17 protein-coding genes are annotated in these 20,898 nt (G+C 62.5%); 13 read left to right on the top strand and 4 right to left on the bottom strand.

Annotated elements, in window-relative coordinates; all coding sequences use genetic code 11:
* Nucleotides 1–47 precede the first annotated feature (47 nt).
* A complete protein-coding gene (locus N8A98_RS03280) occupies nt 48–1,652 on the bottom strand; it encodes a GH39 family glycosyl hydrolase (protein WP_262169132.1) in 1,605 nt (534 codons plus the stop codon).
* 332 nt (nt 1,653–1,984) lie between these two features.
* Between N8A98_RS03280 and N8A98_RS03275 the strand changes: the two genes are divergently transcribed.
* The 5 genes from N8A98_RS03275 to N8A98_RS03255 all read left to right on the top strand — a co-directional run bounded on the left by N8A98_RS03275 (nt 1,985) and on the right by N8A98_RS03255 (nt 7,928).
* Entirely contained in the window at nt 1,985–3,874 is a 1,890-nt protein-coding gene (locus tag N8A98_RS03275; protein WP_262169131.1) for an ABC transporter substrate-binding protein, read from the top strand.
* Nucleotides 3,875–4,174: 300 nt separating this feature from the next.
* On the top strand, nt 4,175–5,179 hold the full coding sequence (locus N8A98_RS03270; protein ID WP_262169130.1) for an ABC transporter permease: 1,005 nt from the start codon (nt 4,175–4,177) through the stop codon (nt 5,177–5,179).
* A 5-nt stretch (nt 5,180–5,184) separates the two neighbouring features.
* A complete protein-coding gene (locus N8A98_RS03265; protein WP_262169129.1) occupies nt 5,185–6,042 on the top strand; it encodes an ABC transporter permease in 858 nt (285 codons plus the stop codon).
* Nucleotides 6,043–6,045: 3 nt separating this feature from the next.
* Nucleotides 6,046–7,080 carry an ABC transporter ATP-binding protein gene (locus tag N8A98_RS03260; RefSeq protein ID WP_262169128.1) on the top strand — a complete coding sequence of 345 codons (1,035 nt, stop codon included), beginning with the start codon at nt 6,046–6,048 and terminating at the stop codon, nt 7,078–7,080.
* Complete coding sequence (locus tag N8A98_RS03255) at nt 7,077–7,928, top strand: ABC transporter ATP-binding protein (protein ID WP_262169126.1); 852 nt, start codon at nt 7,077–7,079, stop codon at nt 7,926–7,928. Before N8A98_RS03260 ends, N8A98_RS03255 begins: the two co-directional genes overlap by 4 nt.
* 246 nt (nt 7,929–8,174) lie before the next feature.
* On the opposite strand, the gene uxuA is transcribed toward N8A98_RS03255, so the two are convergent.
* Complete coding sequence (uxuA, locus tag N8A98_RS03250) at nt 8,175–9,353, bottom strand: mannonate dehydratase (protein ID WP_262169125.1); 1,179 nt, start codon at nt 9,351–9,353, stop codon at nt 8,175–8,177.
* Between the two features lie 303 nt (nt 9,354–9,656).
* Here uxuA and N8A98_RS03245 point away from each other — a divergent pair, with 303 nt between their 5' ends.
* The 7 genes from N8A98_RS03245 (at nt 9,657) to N8A98_RS03215 (ending at nt 17,483) form a co-directional block, all read left to right on the top strand.
* Nucleotides 9,657–10,784 carry an ABC transporter permease gene (locus N8A98_RS03245; protein ID WP_113121735.1) on the top strand — a complete coding sequence of 376 codons (1,128 nt, stop codon included), beginning with the start codon at nt 9,657–9,659 and terminating at the stop codon, nt 10,782–10,784.
* Nucleotides 10,785–10,787: 3 nt separating this feature from the next.
* Entirely contained in the window at nt 10,788–11,558 is a 771-nt protein-coding gene (locus N8A98_RS03240; protein WP_262169124.1) for an ABC transporter ATP-binding protein, read from the top strand.
* 4 nt (nt 11,559–11,562) lie between these two features.
* Entirely contained in the window at nt 11,563–12,876 is a 1,314-nt protein-coding gene (locus N8A98_RS03235; RefSeq protein ID WP_262169123.1) for an MlaD family protein, read from the top strand.
* Nucleotides 12,877–12,885: 9 nt separating this feature from the next.
* Nucleotides 12,886–13,476, top strand: a complete 591-nt coding sequence (locus N8A98_RS03230; RefSeq protein WP_113121738.1) for an ABC-type transport auxiliary lipoprotein family protein — start codon at nt 12,886–12,888, stop codon at nt 13,474–13,476.
* 271 nt (nt 13,477–13,747) lie between these two features.
* Nucleotides 13,748–14,581, top strand: coding sequence for an N-formylglutamate amidohydrolase (locus tag N8A98_RS03225; protein ID WP_262169122.1), 834 nt, complete (start codon nt 13,748–13,750; stop codon nt 14,579–14,581).
* Nucleotides 14,578–16,428, top strand: a complete 1,851-nt coding sequence (locus tag N8A98_RS03220; RefSeq protein WP_262169120.1) for a flavohemoglobin expression-modulating QEGLA motif protein — start codon at nt 14,578–14,580, stop codon at nt 16,426–16,428. Before N8A98_RS03225 ends, N8A98_RS03220 begins: the two co-directional genes overlap by 4 nt.
* 8 nt (nt 16,429–16,436) lie before the next feature.
* Nucleotides 16,437–17,483, top strand: a complete 1,047-nt coding sequence (locus tag N8A98_RS03215; protein WP_262169119.1) for a glutathione synthetase — start codon at nt 16,437–16,439, stop codon at nt 17,481–17,483.
* Here N8A98_RS03215 and N8A98_RS03210 read toward each other — a convergent pair whose 3' ends face one another.
* Together N8A98_RS03210 and N8A98_RS03205 are read right to left on the bottom strand one after the other, a co-directional pair.
* Nucleotides 17,484–18,608, bottom strand: coding sequence for a hypothetical protein (locus N8A98_RS03210; RefSeq protein ID WP_262169117.1), 1,125 nt, complete (start codon nt 18,606–18,608; stop codon nt 17,484–17,486).
* Nucleotides 18,609–18,658: 50 nt separating this feature from the next.
* On the bottom strand, nt 18,659–19,630 hold the full coding sequence (locus N8A98_RS03205; protein ID WP_262169115.1) for an aldo/keto reductase: 972 nt from the start codon (nt 19,628–19,630) through the stop codon (nt 18,659–18,661).
* Between the two features lie 215 nt (nt 19,631–19,845).
* Between N8A98_RS03205 and N8A98_RS03200 the strand changes: the two genes are divergently transcribed.
* A complete protein-coding gene (locus N8A98_RS03200; protein WP_262169113.1) occupies nt 19,846–20,874 on the top strand; it encodes a GntR family transcriptional regulator in 1,029 nt (342 codons plus the stop codon).
* Nucleotides 20,875–20,898: the final 24 nt, after the last annotated feature.

Raw genomic sequence — 20,898 nt, 5'->3', positions numbered from 1 at the left:
CAAACAAAAGCGAGCGCGCCCGGGAGGAAGGGCGCGCTCTTGCCGCATTACCAGTCGAGGCGAAGCAGGGAGACGCCTTGCCGCGGCAGAGTAGTGCGGAGTTCAATCTTGCCATCCACGACAGCAAGACTAGCCTTGTCCTCGATCTGGGCCAGCTTCCCGGCCGCCTCGAGCTTGGCGTAATCGGCCCCTTGCGGGTTCTCCGGCTTGCCCATCGCCTTCCAAACGCCAAACGCATTGGAATGGCTCTCATCCATCCGATAATGCTTGAGGCTCGCCGGTTTTTGGCCCCAACCCTCAATGGCAATCGACACTTCGGCATCCGGCCCGGCCGTGTCATCATCATGATAATGCCAGACCAGCACGCTCACGCCCTTGTCGTCGCGGGTGGCGACGATATTGACGTCCGGCTCGTCGCGCACGCCATGCTGCATGATTTCGGCAATGTCGCGCCGATGGGTGCTGGCGGTTTCCAGCCATTCCCCGCCCAGCATGCCCAGCATGCGGAAGCCATTCAGCACCGCCTTGTCGACACCATTGGTGGCCAGATCCCGGAAGCCATCGAACCAGGGCTGGTCATCGAACATGAACGCCCAGGTCACCGCGCCTTCGATCTCGATATTGGCGCGCCGGCTGAGCTCATAGGTGCGCAGCATGCTTTCGACCACATAGACGCCATAGAGCGGACCATTGCGATAGCCGTTCTGCGGATGCACCCGGGCTGAACAGGCGGCGCAGCCCTCAGGATCGGACTCGCCAATGATCACCGGCAAATGCGTCAGCGACGGAAACTCATTGATGATGGCCAGATTGGCCTCGATATCGCGCAAATGCTTATGCAGCCCCATGCGCACATGATCCTGCCAGATCACCGGATTGCCCTTGGCGTGGAAGGCGATGAAGTCGATGGGGGAATTATTGTCCACCACATGCTTGAGGAAGGCGCGCAGGAAGGTCTGCGCCTTGGGATTGGAAAATGCCCCGCAAGTGTGCGGCCCGCCGACCCGTGCATCGGGCAGCACCTTCTTCACCGCCCGCGCACTCACATCATACATGGCGCAAAATTCGGGGATGGTGCCGGTCCAGTAATGCCCGTCCGGCTCGTTCCACACTTCCCAGGGCCAGGTGCTGACCTTTTCCTTGCCATAGCGATCCGCCAGGTGCTGCGCCCAGGCTTCGATCAGCGCACCCCACTTCTTCAGATCATTCGGCGGCGCGGCCCAACCGGTCAGGATGGTGGCGTATTTGTTCGCCGGCTCCCAACTGTGCTGATAGGGGCCCGTATCGTCCGACAGCGCCTCGGGGGTGAACCCGATCTGCACCAGCGGTGTATTGCCCGCCTCGGCATAGGCGTCGAAAATCTGGTCCATGATGGTCCAGTCATAAACCGGATTGCCATTGGCATCTTCGGTATAGGCATTGGTCGAGCCCCATTTGAGCGCCGCTACGCCATCGCCCGAGGTCAGTAGATTATGCGTGCGGATATGCGGCGAAACCGGGCTCAGTTCCGTCAGCTCGGCCAGCAGCTTCTTGCCATGCTCGCTATAGGTGTAATTGGGCTCGTCATAGCCGAACCAGGCCCATAGCGGCTTGTATGCCCCCGTCGGGCGGTCGGCGCGAACGCTCGTCTTCACATCGATATTCTGGCTCATCTGTCTTCCTCAGGAGGCGGGCGCGCAGGGCTGCGCTGGGGCAGGTGGTGATATCAGGCAACCTAAGTCAGTCAGCCGCTTTGTCAATAATAAGATGTGCGGATTATCGCCAATCCATATGCCGCCATGCAAAAATCCGCGCAAAATATCGAATTATTGAAACTAGCGGTTGTGGTGCGTGCAAAAATTGTCGATAAAGATGCCGCAACGACGAAATCCGCGAGGAGAGGTTCAGCGTCTTTCGGGATGCGGCGCGGACGGACGGAGCGATGAGGCTGGGCCTCGACGATCACGGGAATTCATCGCGTCAAACGCGCTTAGGGAGGATACCTATGAGCTTGTTCAAGAAAATCGCCATTGCGGCGGTCGCGTCCATGCTGGCGCTGCCGGCATTGGCGCAGGATTTCATCGCCGGCATTCCCCGCAACGAGGCGCTGATCGTGCAGGGACCGACCGCGCAGAATGCCGATTGGTTCAATATCTGGGCGCCCGGCGGCGGCTCCAACGTCAACGGCCTGCAGCAGCTGACCACCGACACGCTGTGGTTCATCAATCCCGAAGGCGGGCCGGATGCCTGGCAGAATGCGCTGGCCTCTGAGCCCCCCAGCTATAATGAGGACTTCACCGAAATGACGGTGAAGCTGCGCGAAGGCATTTTCTGGAGCGACGGCGTCGAATTCACCGCCGATGACCTGGTCTATACCGTCCAGACCCAGATCGATCATCCCGGCATGGGCTGGAGCGCGCCATTCTCCATCAATGTCGCCAGCATGGAGCAGCCGGACCGCAATACGGTGATCTTCAAGCTCAAGGAGCCCAATTCACGCTTCCACGCGCTGTTCACCGTGCGCTGGAATGCGGCCTGGATCATGCCCAAGCATGTGTTCGAAAAGGTCGAGGACCCGCTGGCCTTCAACAATAATCCGCCGATTTCGCTCAGCGCCTATGTGCTGCACAATTATGACAAGGCCGGCAATTGGGCGATCTGGAAGCTGCGCGACGATTGGCAGCGCACCTCCATCGGCATGGATTGGGGCCAGCCCGAGGTCAAATATGTGGTCTATGCCGCCTCAGGCAATCCCGAAGCCCGCGTCATCGCCCAGCGCAATCACAACCTGGATGTGATCAACGACATCGCCCCCGAAGGCATGTTCTCGATCATGAAGGACAATCCCAGCGCCGCCGCCTGGCTGCCCGGCTTCCCCTATGCCCATCCTGATCCGACGCTGCCTTCGGTGATCTTCAATCTCAAGAAGGCCCCGTTCGACAACAAGGACGTCCGCTGGGCGCTGGCACTGCTGATCGATATCCGCGCCGTGGCGCTCGGCTCCTATCGCGGTGCGGCAAACCTGTCCGCACTCGCTGTGCCGCCGACCGGTTCGGCGCCCGACGATTATTTCGTGCCCATGCAGGATTGGCTCACCAATTTCGAGCTGAACACCGGCACCCGCTCCATCAAGCCCTATGACCCCAGCCTTGCCGGTCAGCTCGCCAATATGGTGCGTGGCCAATGGCCCGATATTCCGACCGACGAAGCCCAGTTGCAGCGCATGTTCGGCTTTGGCTGGTGGAAGCAGGACGTGCAGGCGGCAACCGAATTGCTGCAGAAAGCCGGCTTCACCAAGAACGGCAATCAATGGCTCAAGCCCGATGGCACCCCGTTTGAAGTGCGCGTGCAGGTCGAAGGCGACGCCATCCCGACCCTGGCTCGTGCCGGCACGGCTATCGCCCAGCAATGGAGTCAGGCCGGCATCAAGGCCACTGTCGATGTCGCCGGCCCCACCAATGGCCAGCGCCTGGGTACCGGTGACTTTGAAACCGCCATCAACTGGACGGTGGAAACCTGGGGCGGTCACCCCGATCTCAGCTTCTTCCTCGATAGTTACCGCTCGGATTTCATCCGGCCCCTGGGCGAACCCCAGCCGCCGCGCAATACCCAGCGCTGGGAAGATCCACGTCTTGATGCCCTTATCGACAGGAACCGCTCGATCGCCTTCGACTCCCCGGAAATCGTCGATATCGGGCTCGATTTCCTCAAGCTCGCCGTCGAGGAAATGCCGATGATCCCGCTGATGGCCTACAACAAGTTCGCTCCGTTCGACACGACCTATTGGACCAATTACCCCTCCGCCGCCAATCCCTACGCGGCCTCGGGCCCCAACTGGTCGAACCTGCGCTACATGATCGTCAGCCTCAAGGCCAACCCGAACGCGCCCAAGTAAGGGCAGGGGAGGAACCGTACCTAGAGAGCCCCAATCCAATCCCCTCCCCCTTGAGGGGAGGGCTAGGGTGGGGGTTCTGCGCCCTCCAAGAACTCTATGCCGGTTCAGACTTCAGAACCCCCACCCTCAATCCCTCCCCTCAAGGGGGAGGGAGGCAGATCGGGCTCTCGAAGAGATGACGGCAAGCCACAAAACCATTCCCTCGCCCCTCAGGGGAGAGGGCCAGGGTGAGGGGTGCAGAAGCGCCGCATGCTCTCCCTCTAAGCATCACACCGACCCAACATGCCGGATGGGACACATATGAACGGCTATCTCACTTACGTCGCCAAGCGTTTCGGACAGTTCATCTTCGTCGTCTTTACCGGCGTCACCCTGGCCTTTCTGATCGCCCATTTCTCCCCGGTCGATCCGATCGAGCAGACCGTGTCGCTGCTGACCAATTTCGGCTCGACCGATCCGCGCACCGTGGAAATCCTGCGCCAATCGCTGCGCGAGCTGTACGGCACCGATGGCTCGCTGCTCGATCAATACCTGACCTTCTGGGGCCGGGTGATCCGCGGCGATTTCGGGCCCTCGCTCTCGGCCTTTCCCACCCCGGTAATGACCATTATCGGCCGCGCTCTGCCCTGGACGGTAGGCCTGCTGACGCTGGCCACCATCATCTCCTGGGTCGTCGGCAACACGCTTGGCGCCATTGCCGGCTATTTCCGCAATAACCGTGCCATGAAAGTGGTCGGCGTGCTGGTCATGGCCATGCAGCCCATCCCCACTTACATTACCGGCCTGACCCTGGTTATCGTCTTCGGCTTTCTCTGGCCTATCCTGCCCATCAGCGGCGGCGCCCAGCTCAATCTCGATCCGGCCATGACCTGGACCTATGTGCAGTCCGTCATCACCCATGGCACCTTGCCGGCGCTGACGCTGGTATTGGTCGGCATGGGCGGCTGGTTCATCGCCATGCGCTCGCTGGTCTCCAACATCGTGACCGATGATTATGTGGTCTATGCCGAATTGGGCGGCGTGCCTTCGCGCACCATCTTTTCCCAATATGTCGCCCGCAACGCCATGCTGCCTCAGATCACGGGCCTGGCGCTCAGCCTGGGCAATGTGTTCGGCGGCGCCGTCATCGTCGAATTCATCTTCAACTATCCCGGCATCGGCAAGCTGATGGTCGCGGGCATCTATGCCGGCGACTACAGCCTGGTGCTGGGGGTGACCACCATTTCCATCATCGCCGTGGCCGCCGCCGTGTTTCTCATCGACATTCTCTACCCCCTGATCGACCCCCGCGTGAAACTGGGATAGCGCTCATGTTCAAAGTCCTGTTCGACCTGCTGCGCTACAATCGCGAGTTCCTCTTGGGAACCCTGCTGATCCTGATCATCCTCGCGTTGATCGCCTGCTCGTTCTTTGCCCCCTATGGCGAAAACGACATCTATGTGGTGATCCCCGACATGCCCCCCTCGGCCGAGTATTGGCTGGGCACCAATTCGCGCGGACAGGAGATTTTCTGGCAGCTCTCCATCTCGATGCGCAACACGCTGATGTTCGGCATCGTCGTCGCGGCCATCAGCCGCGTCATCGCCATCGTGGTGGGCCTGGTCTCCGGTTACATCGGCGGCAAGACCGACCAGATCATCATGGCCTTCAACGACACGTTGGGCGCGCTGCCCAATATCCCCATCCTGCTGCTACTGGTCTTCGTGCTGCGCGACCAGATGACCTGGCCGGTCTTGGCGCTGACGGCCGCGCTGCTGGGCTGGACCCATGACAGCCGCCTGATCCGCTCGGTCGCGCTCTCCCTGCGCACCCGCGAATTCACCCGCCACGCTGCGTTTTCCGGCATGCGCACCGGCCAGATCCTGTTCCGCGAACATCTGCCCTATGTCATGCCCATCGTCTTCTTCACCACCATGAACAACCTCATCTGGGCCATCGGCCTCGAGGTCACGCTGTCCATCCTGGGCTTTTCCGACATCAACCGCCCCACTATTGGCGGCATGATCTATTGGGCCAATGCTCACTCGGCCATGGTCGCCGGCATCTGGTGGTGGATCGCCGTGCCGATGATCTTCGTGGTCATCCTGTTCCTCGGCCTGTTCCTGCTCGCCATGTCCGTCAACGAATATATCGACCCCCGCAGCCGCCTCGCGCGCATGGGAGCCTGAGCCATGATGACCGAAACCCTCCTTGCTGACCGCCCCGCCACAACCACTCCCGTCGACGTCCTCACCATCAAGGACCTCAAGGCCTATTACATCAACGAACATTTCGGCGTGCGCCGCGAGGTCCGCGCCGTCGATGGCATCGATCTCACCGTGCGCCGCAACGAGGTTTATGGCATTGCCGGGGAATCCTCCTCCGGCAAGACATCGCTGATCAAGACCCTGGCCGGCGCCATCCGCCCGCCCATGCGCGTGGTCGAAGGATCAGTCAAATTCGATTTCGGCGGCAAGCATATCGATGTCTATGGTGAGCCGGCCAAGATGCAGGCCGCGCGCTGGCAGCATCTGAGTTACATCATGCAGGGCTCGATGAGCGTGCTGAACCCGGTCCGCCGCATCAAGCACGCCTTCAACAATTTCGCCTATCGCCATATGGGGCTCGACCCCAGCGCCTTCCGCCACCGCGTCGAAAGCCACCTCGATCGGCTGGGGCTCGACGCCAGCGTGCTCGAAGCCTTCCCCCACCAGCTCTCCGGCGGCATGCGCCAGCGCGTCACCATTGCCCTCGCCACCGTCTGCGAACCCGAATTCATCATCGCCGACGAACCCACCACCGCGCTCGACGTGCTGGTGCAGCAAGACGTGCTCGGCCTGATCAAGGAAGTGCAGGGGCGGCTCGGATCATCGGTGGTCTTTGTCACCCACGACATGTCGGTCCACGCCGCCATCACCGATCGCCTCGCCATCATGTATGCGGGCCGGCTCGCGGAGGAGGGCCCCACCCAGGCCCTGTTCGACAAGCCGCAACACCCCTACACGGCGCACCTGATCGCCAGTCTGCCGCGCATCGGCGATGTCTCGACCCGCAAGAGCCTTGCCGGCAAGCCGCCAAGCCTTGCCAATCCACCATCGGGCTGCCGCTTCCATCCGCGCTGCCCCATCGCCATCGAGCGCTGCTCAAAAGAGGTGCCGCAAATGCTGCCCAGCGCCACTGGCGGCCGTGTCGCCTGTTTCCGGGCCGGGGAGATATCGGTGCAATGAGCCAGAACCTGCTCGAACTCGATCACGTCACCAAGCGCTATGGCGTGGGCGGCCTGTTCTCCCGCCAGTCCATCACCGCCGTCAACGACGTCAGCTTCTCGTTGGCCAGCGACACGCCGGAAATCTTTGCCATTGTGGGGGAATCCGGCAGCGGCAAATCCACCATGGCCAAGATGATCCTGGGCAATGAAGTGCCCGATGGCGGGCGCCTCGTTTTCGACGGCACTGATATCGGCACCATCCGCACCCGCGCCCAGCGCGAGGCCTTCATGACGCGGGTGCAGCCGGTCTTCCAGAACCCCTTCGAGGCGTTCAACCCGCTCACCCATGTCGATACCTATCTCTACGCCACCGCCCGCCGTTTCACCGGCGCCGACACGCGAGCCCAACAAGAGATCAAAGCCGACGAAGCCCTGCAACGCGTCGGCCTGTCCCTCGCCGAACTCAAAGGCCGTTTCTCCCACGAACTCTCCGGCGGCCAACTCCAGCGCGTCGCCGTCGCCCGCGCGCTGATACCGTCCCCCAAGCTGATCGTCGCCGACGAGCCGGTCTCGATGGTCGACGCGAGCCTGCGCATGTCCATCGTCAACCTCTTCCGCAGCCTGCGCGACGAGCTCAAGGTCTCGATCATCTACATCACGCACGATCTGGCGACCGCCTATTACATCTCCGACCGCGTCATCATCATGCAAAAAGGCGTGGTCATCGAAAGCGGCGGCGCGAGGGCGGTGCTGGACAATCCCACCCATCCCTATTCCATAGCCCTCAAAAACGCCGTGCTACCGCCCGATCCCAAGGCGGCAGCAGCCGCGATCCGGCAGAGACGGGCATTGGTGGAGGGGGTGTAGTCTTCGGACGAGGAGCCCCGATCCGCCTTCTCCCCTCAAGGGGGAGTGTTTGCCCGGGACTCATACCAACCACGGTGTCATTCCGGCGCAGGCCGGAATCCATGCTGTGTTCTCGCCGCGCATTGGGTGTCCGGATGGCCTTCAGCATGGATCCCGGCCTGCGCCGGGATGACACCGCATTCTTGAATGCGTCCGGAGTGAACACTGCCCCTCAGGGGAGGGAACAGATAGGGGCGCAATTGCCCCTCACCCCTGCAACTGATCCACCGCCGTAATAATCCCCCGCAGTTCCGCCAGTCCCTTGAGCCGGCCGATCAGCGAATAGCCGGGATTGGTTTTCTTGTGGATGTCGTCGGCCAGCAAGTGCCCGTGGTCGGGCCGCATCGGAATGACGCTGTCGGTCCGCCCGCTTGCCGCCCGCCGCCGTTCTTCGGCGCGCAGAATGGCGATCATGTCGACCATATTGACGTCGCCGCCCAGATGCTCGGCCTCGTTGAACGAGCGATCCGGCTCAACGCTGACATTGCGCAGATGCACGAAATTGATCCGGTGGGCGAATTCGCGCGCCATGCCCACCACGTTATTATCCGCGCGAGAGCCCAGCGACCCGGCGCAGAATGACAGGCCATTGGCAACGCTATCCACCGCGCCCAAAACTGAGCGCATATCCTCAGCCGTCGACACCACCCGCGGCAGCCCGAACAGCGAGAATGGCGGATCGTCGGGATGAATGCCCAGACGCACGCCTTCTTCTTCCGCCACCGGCACGACTTCGCGCAGGAATTCCACCAGGTTTGCGCGCATGTCATTGGCGCTGACATCGTCGAATTCGGCAATCCGCCGGCGAATGCCCTCGCGGTCATAGCTGTCCTCGCCGCCCGGCAGGCCGGCAATGATATTGGTTTCGAGCGTCGCAATGGCGCTTTCGCTCATGCCGGCCAGCTTGCTCCGCGCTGCGGCGAGCAGTTCAGGCGCATAATCGCCCTCTGCACCGGCGCGCTTGAGCACAAAGGCGTCATAGGCGACGAATTCCACCATATCGAACCGCAGCGCCAGCCCCGTCGTCGGCATGGCATAACGCAGATCGGTGCGGGTCCAGTCCACCACCGGCATGAAATTGTAGCAGACCACCGGCACCCCGGCGCGGCCCAGATTGGCCAGGCTCACCTTCCAATTGTCGATGAAGTCGCGATAGGGGCCACGGCGCAGCTTGATCGAGGTATGCACCGGGATCGATTCGCAAACCGACCAGACCAGGCCTGCCGCTTCGATCACGCCCTTGCGTTCGGCAATATCGGCAGGGGTCCAGGCGCGGCCATCGTAAATGTGATGCAGCGCCGTGACGATGCCACTCGCCCCCGCCTGCCGCACCTGATCGAGCGTCACCGGATCATTGGGTCCAAACCACCGCCAAGACTGCAGCACGCATTCCTCCCGCATAAAACTACGCTAACATGTTAGCGACAGGACCGCGCGCCGCCAAGGATAATCGGGTCTTTTGCCCGTCTATGATCCAGATATTGCTGAATTTTCGAGCGCCGGCCTTGGCCACTCGCCACGCCGGCCGCGCGTAAATATTTCCTGTCATCTTGGCGCAAGCTAAACGTGGCAGTTCTGCGTCACTTGAGGCAAAAGGCGTTGCGCTTTCCCCTTCAAGACTAGCGAAATAACGGTTTTGCGACATATAATTAGCAAGGCAGCCGTTTCTGGTGCGTCGGTAAAGGCATAATGGAACGGCAGACCAGTATTGAAACCAGCGCTGCGAGTGGATCACTGATCCGCTGTTCCGGGGACTGGACCTCAGCCACCGCTCAATCATTGGAACGTGAACTGGCCGATCTGGCGCTGCCCGGTTCCGAGGCGGCGGGCATTCGCGTCGATCTCGACGGCATCAGCCGGCTCGATACGGTCGGCGCCTGGCTGTTGACCAATTTCCGTCACCGCCTGGGCGATGCCCGGGTCGAATTCGCCGGCGGCACCGAACAGCATCGCCGCCTGCTCGATCGCATTGCCGATACCCCGCTGGAGCAGGTCGAGCCGCCCAGGCATCCCAATTTCCTGGTGATGCCGTTCGACCAGCTCGGCCGGGCCATCATCGGGGCCGGGCAGGATATCTTCAACGCCAATGTCGTGCAGGGCCGCATCATCACTGCCTTTGCCCGCACCATGAGCTTGCAGGCGCCGCTGCGGTTTCCCAGCTTCGTCAATCAGTTCGAGCAGATCGTGCTGCGCGCCATTCCCATCGTGGCGCTGATCTCGCTGGTTGTCGGCGCCATCATCACCCAGCAGACCATCCTGCAATTGCGCAATTTCGGCGCGGTGATCCTGGTGGTCGATCTGGCTGCCATCCTGATGTTCCGCGAAATTGGCGTGCTGCTCGCCGCCATCATGGTGGCCGGTCGTTCGGGATCGGCCATCACGGCTGAAGTCGGCGCCATGCGCATGCGCGAGGAATTCGATGCCCTCCAGGTCATGGGCGTCGATCCCTATCAGGCGCTCCTGCTGCCGCGCATCGTCGCGCTCGTCGTCGGCCTGCCTTTGCTGGCCTTTGTCGGCGCCATGTCGGGCCTGGTCGGGGCGGCCATCGTCGCCAGGGTCTATGGCGATATCCCGTTCGATACCTTTATCGGCCGCCTGCAGGACGCCATGAGTATCAAGAGCGTGGTCGTGGGCATGATCAAGGCGCCAGTCATGGCGTTCCTGGTGGGCCTGATCGCCTCGATCGAAGGCCTCAAGGTTGAAGGGTCTTCGGAATCCCTGGGCCGCCGCACCACCTCGTCGGTGGTCAAGTCGATCTTCATCGTCATCGTCGCCGATGGCCTGTTTGCCGTGTTCTTCGCGGCGATCGGGGTGTAGCGGATGGCCGAGAACACCGAAAACCCACCCGTGCTCAGCGTGCATGATCTCAAGGTCGAGATCGATGGCCGCCAGATCATCAATGGCATGAATTTCGAGGCGCAGCGCGGGGAAATCCTGGGGCTGATCGGGCCATCCGGCTCGGGCAAATCCGTCACCATGCGCGCCATAGTACGGCTGCTGCCCAGCACGGGCGATATCCGGATCCTGGGCCGCAATTATGCCGAGCTCGACCGCGAGGAACGCGTCGCCACCCAGAAAAAATGGGGCATCCTGTTCCAGCAGGGCGCGCTGTTTTCCTCGTTGAGTGTGCTGGAAAACATCGAATTTCCGATGCGCGAGCACCTGCATTTGTCCCCGGCTCTGCGCAGCGACATCGCCCGGCTCAAGCTCGACCTGGTCGGACTGCCCGCCAAGGCGGCCCAGCTTTATCCCTCCGAATTGTCCGGCGGCATGATCAAGCGCGCTGCGCTGGCGCGGGCCCTGGCGCTCGATCCGCAAATTCTGTTTCTCGATGAACCCACTGCCGGGCTCGACCCTATTGGGGCGGGCAAGTTCGATGAACTTATTGTCACACTGCGTGATACGCTTGATTTGACAGTGCTTATGGTAACCCACGATCTGGACAGCCTGGCCACCGCCTGTGACCGTATCGTGGCATTGGCCAATGGCAAACTGCTGCTGGCGGGGACCATGGCAGAAATGCGGGCGAGCACGGATCCCTGGCTTCGCGATTATTTCCACGGGCCGCGCGCCCACGGCCTTGAAGGTTAGCCCTATGGAAAACAACGCAAATTATGCATTGGTCGGGGTATTGGCAGCGGCGGTTTTCGCCGCGCTCTTTGCCTTCGTCTACTGGTTCGCAGCCCCCACCGCCAATGTGGCGCTCAAGCCCTATGACATTGTCTTCACCGGCACCGTCAGCGGCATCGCCCGCGGCACCGACGTCACCTTCAACGGTATCCGCATCGGCCAGGTCAACACGGTCCAGCTCGATCCCGAGGATTCCAACCGCGTCGTTGCCCGTATCGATGTGGACGCCACAGTGCCCGTGCGCGCCGATACCAAGGTCATGACCGGCTTTCAGGGCCTGACCGGTGGCGGCTCCGTCCAGTTGAGCGGCGGCACGGCGGCGGCCGGCGATCCGCCAGTGGGGCCGGGCCGCACCGTACCCACGCTTTACGCCCAGGTGTCCGATTTCCAGTCGATCATCGATGGCCTGTCCTCGACGGTCAATGGCGCCTCCACCGCCGTCAGCCGCATCAATTCCCTGCTCGATGCCAATGACGACAAGATCAATACGACCCTCGCCAATATCGAGAGCTTCAGCTCGGCCCTCGCGGCCAATTCCGAGGGCGTCGAGCAGGCCCTGGCCAGCATTTCCGAAGCCGGCCGGCAGATCGGCCCCATGGCCGAGCAGATCGGCGCGCTGTCCACCAAGGTCAGCGCCCTGGTCGATGCCGTGCCGCCCGAGGATGTCGCCAAGGTGGTGGCCGATGTCACCGTCTTCTCCGATAGCCTGGCGCGCAATTCCGACCAGATCGACAAATTCTTCGCCACTACGTCGGTGCTGTCGGACAATCTGACCGAACTGACCGAGGGCCTGCATAGCGCCGTCGCGGTGATCGATCAGGTTGCCGCCGAAATCGACCCCACCATTGTCGGCCGCGTCATGGACAATGTGGACAAGTTCGCTGCCACGCTCGGCAAGAATACGGACAATGTCGACACCATCGTGGCCAATGTGACTTCGGTGACCGACCAGTTGACGCGCTCGGTCGAAAAGGTCGATTCCATCCTCGCCCAGGTCGATTCCTCGGTCTCGAGCGTGGAAGGGCAGGGCCTGTTCAACGATCTGGCCCAGGCCGCTCAATCCGTGCGTGCCCTGGCCGACCAGCTCAATGCCAGCACAACGCGCATCGCCTCGGGATTGAACGATTTCACCTCGCGCGGGTTGTCCGAGTATACAGCGCTTGCCGTGGATGCCCGCGGCACGCTGCAGCGGCTTGACCGGGTCGTGCGGAACCTTGAAAACAATCCGCAGGGACTCATCTTTGGGGGAGAAACAGTTCGTGACTATACCAAGCAATAAGGTCCCCCGATGAGCCTGGCGCGTCGTTCATTCATGGCCGGTGGGGCCTCCATACTGGCCCTGGGCCTGGCCGGCTGCTTTGGCGTTCGCGCCCCGATCACCTATGATCTGGGCAGTGTCGACGGGCTGAACACCCGCCGCCGCAGCTCGCGCGTCGTGGTCATCACCCTGCCCAAGACGGTGCAGACCTATGATTCCCAGCGCATTGTGGTGCGCGATGCTGGCAATGTGCTCAGCTACGTGCCCGATGCGCAGCTCTCCGACACGTTGCCCCGGCTGGTGCAGACCCGCCTGCTGCAGACCTTCGAAGCCAGCAACTTCCCCAATATCGGCCGCCCCGACGATCAACTGCGCGTCGACGTGACCCTCGCCACCGAATTGCGCGCCTTCGAGATCGATGTCGGCAAGGGAGGGCTGGCCACCGTCACCATCAACGCCAAGCTGGTCGACGAGCAGCGTGGCGCCATTTTCGCCAGCCAGGTCTTCACCGCCACCCGTCCCGGCGTGGTCACCCCCGCCGTCGCCGCTATTGCCGCGCTCGATGGCGCCCTGGCCGATGTCATGAGCCAGATACTGGTCTGGACCGCCCGCAACGCTTGAGGTTTCGCTAGCAGCGCAACCGTCATTTTTGCGCCCGCAACGTCACCACCCCGAGGTGGCGAAACAACCACAATGTCATTCCCGCGAAAGCGGGAACCTCTGTTTGCTTGTAGAGGCCGGTAAACGGAGGTTCCCGCTTTCGCGGGAATGACACCGTGGGGGTCTGGAACTCTGCCACCCCGGCCACGTTGTCTCTGCGTGAACAGCGCAAGCAAAACACGGCCGGGTCGGGGCCGCTGCAATAAAAATCCCATCCGGCTGGATGGAAACCATGACTGAGTCAGCAGTCAATCTCGAGCAGATCCAACTCTCCCCGCCCCCCACTGCCCTGTGGTCGCTGGAGCGCGGCATCTCGCCCATTGTCGGCACAGCCATTCACAATGGCCACCATATCCGCGCCGAAGCGCTCGATCGCATGGCGCTCGATGATGCCGGTCGCCTGCGCGAGGAGGACCCATTCACCGCCTATGCCATTCTCGACGTGCCCAACCGCATCGTCGTCCACCGCTCCCGCTTTGAAATCGACCTCAACCGCGCCCGCGACGCTTCGGTCTATCTCAAGCCCGAGCAATCCTGGGACCTGCAGGTGTGGCAGGAGCCGCCATCGCCTGCCATCATCGCGCGGTCGCTGCGCATCCATGACGCCTATTATGCCGTGCTGGCGCAGACCCTGGCCGGTATCGAGGCCGAGCATGGCCAATTCGTGCTGCTCGATATTCATAGCTACAATCATCGCCGCGCTGGTCCCAACGAGCCGCCGACCGATCCGGAACAGGCGCCCGATATCAATATCGGCACGTTCTCCATGGATCGCGAGCGCTGGGCGCATATTCTCGACCCGTTTATCGCCACTGTGGGCAGCCTGCGCTTCCGCGGCCGCTTCATGGATGTGCGCGAGAATGTGGCGTTCGAGGGCCGCGGCGAGCAGACCCGCTTCGTGCACGAGCATTTCCCGCAGACCGGCTGCGCCATTGCCGTGGAATTCAAGAAATTCTTCATGGACGAATGGACCGGCGAGCCGGATCTGGAAGCGCTCGACGCCATGCGTGCCGTCATTGCCTCGGCCGTGCCCATACTCGAAACCGCCTTGCGGGCGGAACGATGAGCCCCAAACCCGCGAGCCTGCCGGACAGGATCAGCCAGGCGCTGGACGCCGGCACGCCCATTCGCATGGATCTGGGCAATGGCAGCCGGCTGCATATCGACCGGCCCATGCCGTTTCTCTGCGTGCATCTGGCGCGGCGCAGTCAACCGGCGGCCCGCGACGTGGCCATGGCCAATGCCGCATACCTCGTCGCGCGCAATCTTGCCGAAGCGGTGGCGGTGCTGCGTCCGGTGGGCGCATATATGCAGGCGCGTTTTGGCGCCTTCCTGCTGCTCGATATCGGGGAATTGGCGCAGGATCAGCTCGCCAAGGATTCCCCCTATCTGCCGCCGTTCGAGCTGGGCCTGTCCGCCCCGGACGATGCCGTGGCACAGGCGGCGCTCTCCGCCTTTGCCGGCTCGGTCGAGGCGGTGACCAACAAGTTCCGCGTGCCCCGCGTGGTCAAGCACAACCTCGCCCAGGACATTCACGCCAGCCTCGCCCGCCGCCTGCCGATGTTTCCGGTGCTGACGGTGCGTTTCGCGCCCATCTATCGCGTGCCGGGCTCGCGCACTTTCTATCCGGCGCTGCGGGAGCGCGTCGTTGCCAACCTGTTCGACGCGGGCCTGCAGGCGGCCGCCAATTTCGCTGCTGCGACCACCAGACTGGCGCTGCCCAGCCATCGCGCTTTGGGCCGCCGGGTGTTCATCGATGCCGTCAGCCGCGCCGATCGGGCCATGGACGAGGTGGCGCAATCCTTCGATTTCCTGCTCGCCGTCACCCCCATCAATGCCGATGCCGCCTGGCAGCAATTCAAGGACGGCAGCTACCACCGGGCGCCGAACTTCCTCTATCGGCCGCTGACCATCGCCACCGATGTGCAGAAAAAGGCGCTGTTCTCCATTTCGCTCGACCATTTCGAAGACCCGGTACTCACCGGCCTCTACCGCGAAAAGCAGCAAGAGCTGGACCTGCAACTCTCCATGCTGGCTGCGCGCGAGAGCCAGCGTTTCATCGAATTCGGCCGCGCGCTCTATGGCTCGGTCGAGCCGCAATTACTGGCTGCGGCCGAGGACATTCTCGCGGCCACAAGCAAGACCGGCCGCAAGCAGAACGAGCCGGACACGGCCGACCACGCCTTTGTCGAGCGCAAGGCGCAGGCCATGATTGCCGCCTATGCCGGCCAATCCGACGCCTTCACCGCCACCATCGAGCTACGCGACGACCTGCCCGCCGGGCTCATGGTCACCAATGGGCGCCTGCTGATTTCGCGCAGCACCAGCATGGCGCGCCAGCGGGTCGAGGCATTGCTGAGCCACGAGGTCGGCGTACATCTGCTGACCTATTACAATGGCTCCGCCCAGGGCCTGCGGCTGTTTCGCTCCGGTCTTGCCGGTTACGAGGGCGCGCAGGAGGGGCTGGCCGTGCTGGCCGAATATCTGGCAGGCGGCATGACCACCGCGCGCCTGCGGCTGATCGCGGCACGGGTCGTGGCCTGCGCGGCCATGCTCGATGGCGCATCGTTCCAGGACAATTTCCGCCTCCTCACCAAGGAGCTCGGCTTTGCCCCGCAGGCGGCATTCAACCTCGCCCTGCGCGTCCATCGCGGCGGCGGGCTCGCCAAGGACGCCATCTATCTGCGCGGCCTGCTCGAAATTCTCAAGCATCTCGAAAGCGGCGGTGCGCTCGATCCGTTCTGGATGGGCAAGATCGCCGCCCCCCACTTCGCCGTCATGCAGGAACTCAACGCCCGCGGCCTGCTCAAGGCGCCGCTTCTCATTCCCGAATTCCTGTCCATCAAGGGCGCCGAGGAACGTCTTGCCAAAGCCCGGTCCGGGCTCGCCCCCATCGATCTGATCGCCAGCTAGGAGCGCGCATGCGTATCGCTTTTTTCGTCAATTCCATCGCCGGCGAATCCGCCAATTACACCACGACCGTGCTGGCGCTCGTCGCGCTCAATCGCGGCCATGACATCTGCTATGTCACCCCCGGCGATTTCGTATTGCGACCCGACGATCGACTGATGGTCCGCGCGCTCACCCTGCCTTCGGCCAGCTACAAAAAAGCCGAAACCCTGCACAAGGACCTGCAGGGCGACAAGACTGTCATCGAGACCATTGATGTCAGCGACATCGATATCCTGATGCTGCGCAACGACCCCTCCCAAGATGCCGCCGACCGGCCCTGGGCCGCCAATGTCGGCACCATTTTCGGCCGCATGGCAGCGGCGCGCGGAGTGATCGTCCTCAACGATCCCGATGGCCTGGGCATGGCGCAGAACAAGCTCTATTTCCAGGATTTCCCGGCCTCGGTGCGCCCCGCCACCCTGATTTCCAAAAGCATCGAGGAAATTCGCGCCTTCATCGACGGGCAGAAACAGGGCGCCATCGTCAAGCCGCTGCAGGGCTCGGGTGGCAAGAACGTGTTCAAGATCGCTTCGCCCAAGGATGCCAATCTCAACCAGATTTTCGAAGCCGTCAGCGGGGAGGGCTATCTGATCGCCCAGGATTTCATCCCCGAGGCCGCCGAAGGCGATGTCCGCTTCTTCCTGATGAACGGCCGCCCGCTGGTCCGCGACGGCAAATATGCCGCCTTCCGCCGGGTGCCCGCCAAGGGCGAAATCCGCTCCAATGTGCATGTCGGGGGCGGCCCCGAGCCCGTCGCCATGACCGATACCATGCTCGCCATTGCCGAAACCGTCCGCCCCAAGCTGGTCGCGGACGGCATGTTCCTGGTCGGCCTCGATATCGTCGGCGACAAGATTTTGGAGATCAATGTCTTCTCGCCGGGCGGTCTCAACAACCTCTCCGACATGTACGACACCAATTTCTGCGACAGCGTCATCGTCGCGCTCGAAGCCAAGCTTGCCATTCGCGACGCCTATGGCCCGGCCCTGACCAACCGGGCGCTGGCGACGCTGTAGCTATTTCCAATGCGCGGCGAGCGTCTTGGGCGTGTGCATATTGCCGTAGAGATAGTCCCAGAATTCCGCCCGCCGCTCCTTCGGTACTGTCTTCCAGACCTCATGCACGGCCACATCGCCACACCAATAGGCGTAGACGAACGGCGCCCGCAAATTATGTCCGAGAAACGCCAGCCGCGATCGCGCCGTCACCGGGTCCTGGAACCCGCCCTCAGCAATCACCGGAACGATCTCGTCCAGTGTCTTGCCTTGGCTATGCATCATCCAGGCCGCATTGCAGCGCAAGGCGCCGCGCAAACGCTGTAGCGCCACGCCCAGCTCATCCTCCGGGCCCTCGATCCAGTCGAGGAAGAACATGCCATTATCGGCAATGCCCTCGAACAGCGCGCTACTGGCCGAGGAGGTCACCACTTGAGCCGCATCGAGCGGCATAAGGCCTTCCGCCACATAGCGCTCCCGCAGCGCCAGATGCACCAGATGGCCCGGGAACACTTCATGCGTCGCCAAGTGCTTGAGGGCAAATCGGGTATAGGGGAAATCGAGATTCATCAGCACCTTGCGGGCCGGATAATCGCAATAGGCCGAGAACGGCACGGCGCTCACGCCGACCGGCTCCATCCACTGATCCGCCATCGGATACATCGTCGCGGTAACGCGCTCGCGGGCTTCCAGGGTCAGCGCCCGCATGGTCTCCAGCACCGCATCCACCGGTACCCGAACCTGCTCTTCCCATCGCGCCAGATCGTCCGCCAGCGCGCCGCCAGCAAAGCCCATTTCATCCAGTTTTGCCCGAATGATAGCGCGATAGCCATCCAGCACATCATCGCCAACCAATTGTGTATCGACCCGGATTTGCCGCCGCACGCGATCGGCGAAGGAAATCTCCTGCTCCGCAAACGTCGTCACCAGCGCCAGCAGCGAGTCGATCATCTCCTCGAGATAATCCCGCCGTAGCGCCGACTCCGCCTCAGCTCCCAACCGCCCGCGCAAGGCCAGCAGTTCCGCCGTCGCCTCATCATAATCCCGCAGCACACGCGGCTCGACCTCCGCCACCGCAACCGGGATCAGTCCCTCCCGATCCAGAAATCCGTCGCTGCGCGGCGTTGCTGCGATAGAGTTGATCAATGCCAGCGATGAGTTCGGCTAAATCTTTGCCAAGTTTCATGATCTGATCCTCACTGATGCCCGGCAACGGGCTTGGGCTGATAGGGGGCTTCCATCAAGGCGACATCCTCGTCGCTGAGCTTGACCTCAAGCGCCGCCACTGCATCATCAAACTGGTGGAGCTTGGAAATCCCCACGATCGGCGCCGAAATCCCCGGCCGAGTAGCCACCCAGGCATAAGCAATCTGCGCCGGCGGCCGGCCATGCCGCTCGGCCACCTGCCGCACGGCAGCAACCACCGCATCGTCCTGTTCCTTGGACCGATCATAGAGCGCACCAGCCGTCTTGTCGGTCTGCGCCCGCGTCGAAGCGTCCCCGCTCCGGCCCGCCAAACGCCCACGCGCCAGGGGGCTCCAGGGGATCACGCCAATCCCCTCGGACCGGCACAGCGGCAGCATTTCGCGCTCTTCTTCCCGGTAAATCAGATTGTAATGCGGCTGCATCGACACGAACGGCGCCCAGCCATTGGCGCGCTGCATTCCCAGCGCCTTCATGAACTGCCAGGCATGCATCGAGGATGCGCCCAGATAGCGCACCTTGCCGGCCCGCACCACGTCGTTCAGCGCATCCAGCGTCTCTTCCAGCGGCGTGTCATAATCGAAGCGGTGCAGCTGGTAGAGATCGATATAGTCGGTTCCAAGCCGCTTGAGGCTGCCATCCACCGCTTCGAAAATATGCTTGCGCGATAGCCCGCGATCATTGGGGTCTTGGCTCATCGGGTTATAGAGCTTGGTCGCCAGCACCAGCTTATGGCGCGGAATAGCGGCGAGCACCCGGCCCACCACCTCCTCGCTCGCGCCCTGCGAATACATATCCGCCAGGTCGAAAAAGTTGATCCCCAGCGCCACGGCCTGCTCGATGATCGGGCGCGAAGCCTCCTCGTCGAGCACCCACGGCGCCCAATTGGACGATCCGAACGTCATGCAACCCAGAGCCAGTCGCGAGATTTTAAGGCCGGTCCGACCGAGGTTGATATAGTCCATTAGTACACCTTCCCAAGGCCGATCATTCACTCGCCGGCCGCGTTTTCGCGTGATTTGTCAGCCGCATCAGCCTATTCGCGGATAGTGAAGCGCTTGCAAGGAATATTTCTGCACAGATTTGCGGCGAATGCAAACTGTGTACAAAAAACTCCCAGAACCTATTGCGCTCTGAAAATCCGATGTTACGGTGAGCGTGTACTGAATTGGTAGCACACATGTTCCCCATAGACGCATCCAGCATTGATAAGTCGCTGCCCGTTCCCGTGGGCACGCAGCTGCATGGCCTGCTGAGCTACACGCTGGCCTTTGGCGACATGGCCTATGGCACCAAGCTACCATCGGTGCGCCAGCTCGCCGCCGAGCTGGGTATTGCGCCCATGACGGTCAGCCAGGTCTATCAACAGCTGCGCGATGCGGGCCTCATCGAGATGCGCCAGGGTCTGGGCGCCTTCACCGTGCGCGATCCGCGTCTGGCGGTGGATGACACCCAGCCCATCAATGCCCTGCGCGGTGATATCGAGGCCATTGTCGGCCGGGCCGAGGCGCTTGGCGTCTCCACCCTGGAACTGGTCTCCATGATCAATGCCCAGGCCCAGCTGCGCCGCCCTTCGGTTGGGCTCTCCATGGTGTTCGTCTGCATTTTCGAAGGGCCGGGCCGCGACTATGTCGAGCAGATCCGCCCCGCACTCAGCGCCAATGACAGCATGCAGCTGGTGACGCTCGAAAGCCTGCGCCAGCCCGGCGCCGAGCGCGACGCCTGCCACCGCGCCGATCTGGTGATCACCTTCCCCCATCGCGAGGCCGAAGTGCGCAGCCTCGCCGGCATCGAGCATGTGCTGGCCCTGCGCTTCATCCCGTCCCAGCACACGCGGCAAAACCTGGCCGGGCTCGATCCGCGCACGCGGGTCGCCGCCGTGACCCACTTCCAGGAATACATCGCCATCATGCGGCCCAGCGTGCGCGAATTTGCCCCGCACGTCTCCGACATCCGCGTCACCTGGTCGTCCTCGCCTGATCTCAAGGAGGTCATCGCCGGCTGCGACGCGGTGATTTACGCCTCGGGCGCCGACCATGTGGCCGATCTGGTGCGGCCCAATGTGCGCTGTTTCGAATATCGCCACGCGCCCGATCCGGGGGCGCTGGAAAACACGCTCGCGCCGCATCTTGCCGAACTCCGGCAGCGGCGGATCGCCAGGGAAGTGGGGCATGAGGCTGCTGTCGTCGAGGGAATGACACCAGCCTGACACCGCCTTCAAAAGACTTCATGC

The sequence above is a fragment of the Devosia neptuniae genome (genome assembly GCF_025452235.1).
In the GTDB taxonomy this organism is placed as follows: domain Bacteria; phylum Pseudomonadota; class Alphaproteobacteria; order Rhizobiales; family Devosiaceae; genus Devosia.
The sequence above is the reverse complement of the archived record's forward strand: the minus strand, read 5'-3'. Positions and strand labels throughout refer to the sequence as shown.

What these genes read in the sequence shown, in the direction of transcription:
- N8A98_RS03280 (WP_262169132.1), bottom strand. Translation starts at nt 1,652, where the DNA reads ATGAGCCAGAATATCGATGTGAAGACGAGCGTTCGCGCCGACCGCCCG.
- N8A98_RS03275 (WP_262169131.1), top strand. Translation starts at nt 1,985, where the DNA reads ATGAGCTTGTTCAAGAAAATCGCCATTGCGGCGGTCGCGTCCATGCTG.
- N8A98_RS03270 (WP_262169130.1), top strand. Translation starts at nt 4,175, where the DNA reads ATGAACGGCTATCTCACTTACGTCGCCAAGCGTTTCGGACAGTTCATC.
- N8A98_RS03265 (WP_262169129.1), top strand. Translation starts at nt 5,185, where the DNA reads ATGTTCAAAGTCCTGTTCGACCTGCTGCGCTACAATCGCGAGTTCCTC.
- N8A98_RS03260 (WP_262169128.1), top strand. Translation starts at nt 6,046, where the DNA reads ATGATGACCGAAACCCTCCTTGCTGACCGCCCCGCCACAACCACTCCC.
- N8A98_RS03255 (WP_262169126.1), top strand. Translation starts at nt 7,077, where the DNA reads ATGAGCCAGAACCTGCTCGAACTCGATCACGTCACCAAGCGCTATGGC.
- N8A98_RS03245 (WP_113121735.1), top strand. Translation starts at nt 9,657, where the DNA reads ATGGAACGGCAGACCAGTATTGAAACCAGCGCTGCGAGTGGATCACTG.
- N8A98_RS03240 (WP_262169124.1), top strand. Translation starts at nt 10,788, where the DNA reads ATGGCCGAGAACACCGAAAACCCACCCGTGCTCAGCGTGCATGATCTC.
- N8A98_RS03235 (WP_262169123.1), top strand. Translation starts at nt 11,563, where the DNA reads ATGGAAAACAACGCAAATTATGCATTGGTCGGGGTATTGGCAGCGGCG.
- N8A98_RS03230 (WP_113121738.1), top strand. Translation starts at nt 12,886, where the DNA reads ATGAGCCTGGCGCGTCGTTCATTCATGGCCGGTGGGGCCTCCATACTG.
- N8A98_RS03225 (WP_262169122.1), top strand. Translation starts at nt 13,748, where the DNA reads ATGACTGAGTCAGCAGTCAATCTCGAGCAGATCCAACTCTCCCCGCCC.
- N8A98_RS03220 (WP_262169120.1), top strand. Translation starts at nt 14,578, where the DNA reads ATGAGCCCCAAACCCGCGAGCCTGCCGGACAGGATCAGCCAGGCGCTG.
- N8A98_RS03215 (WP_262169119.1), top strand. Translation starts at nt 16,437, where the DNA reads ATGCGTATCGCTTTTTTCGTCAATTCCATCGCCGGCGAATCCGCCAAT.
- N8A98_RS03205 (WP_262169115.1), bottom strand. Translation starts at nt 19,630, where the DNA reads ATGGACTATATCAACCTCGGTCGGACCGGCCTTAAAATCTCGCGACTG.
- N8A98_RS03200 (WP_262169113.1), top strand. Translation starts at nt 19,846, where the DNA reads ATGTTCCCCATAGACGCATCCAGCATTGATAAGTCGCTGCCCGTTCCC.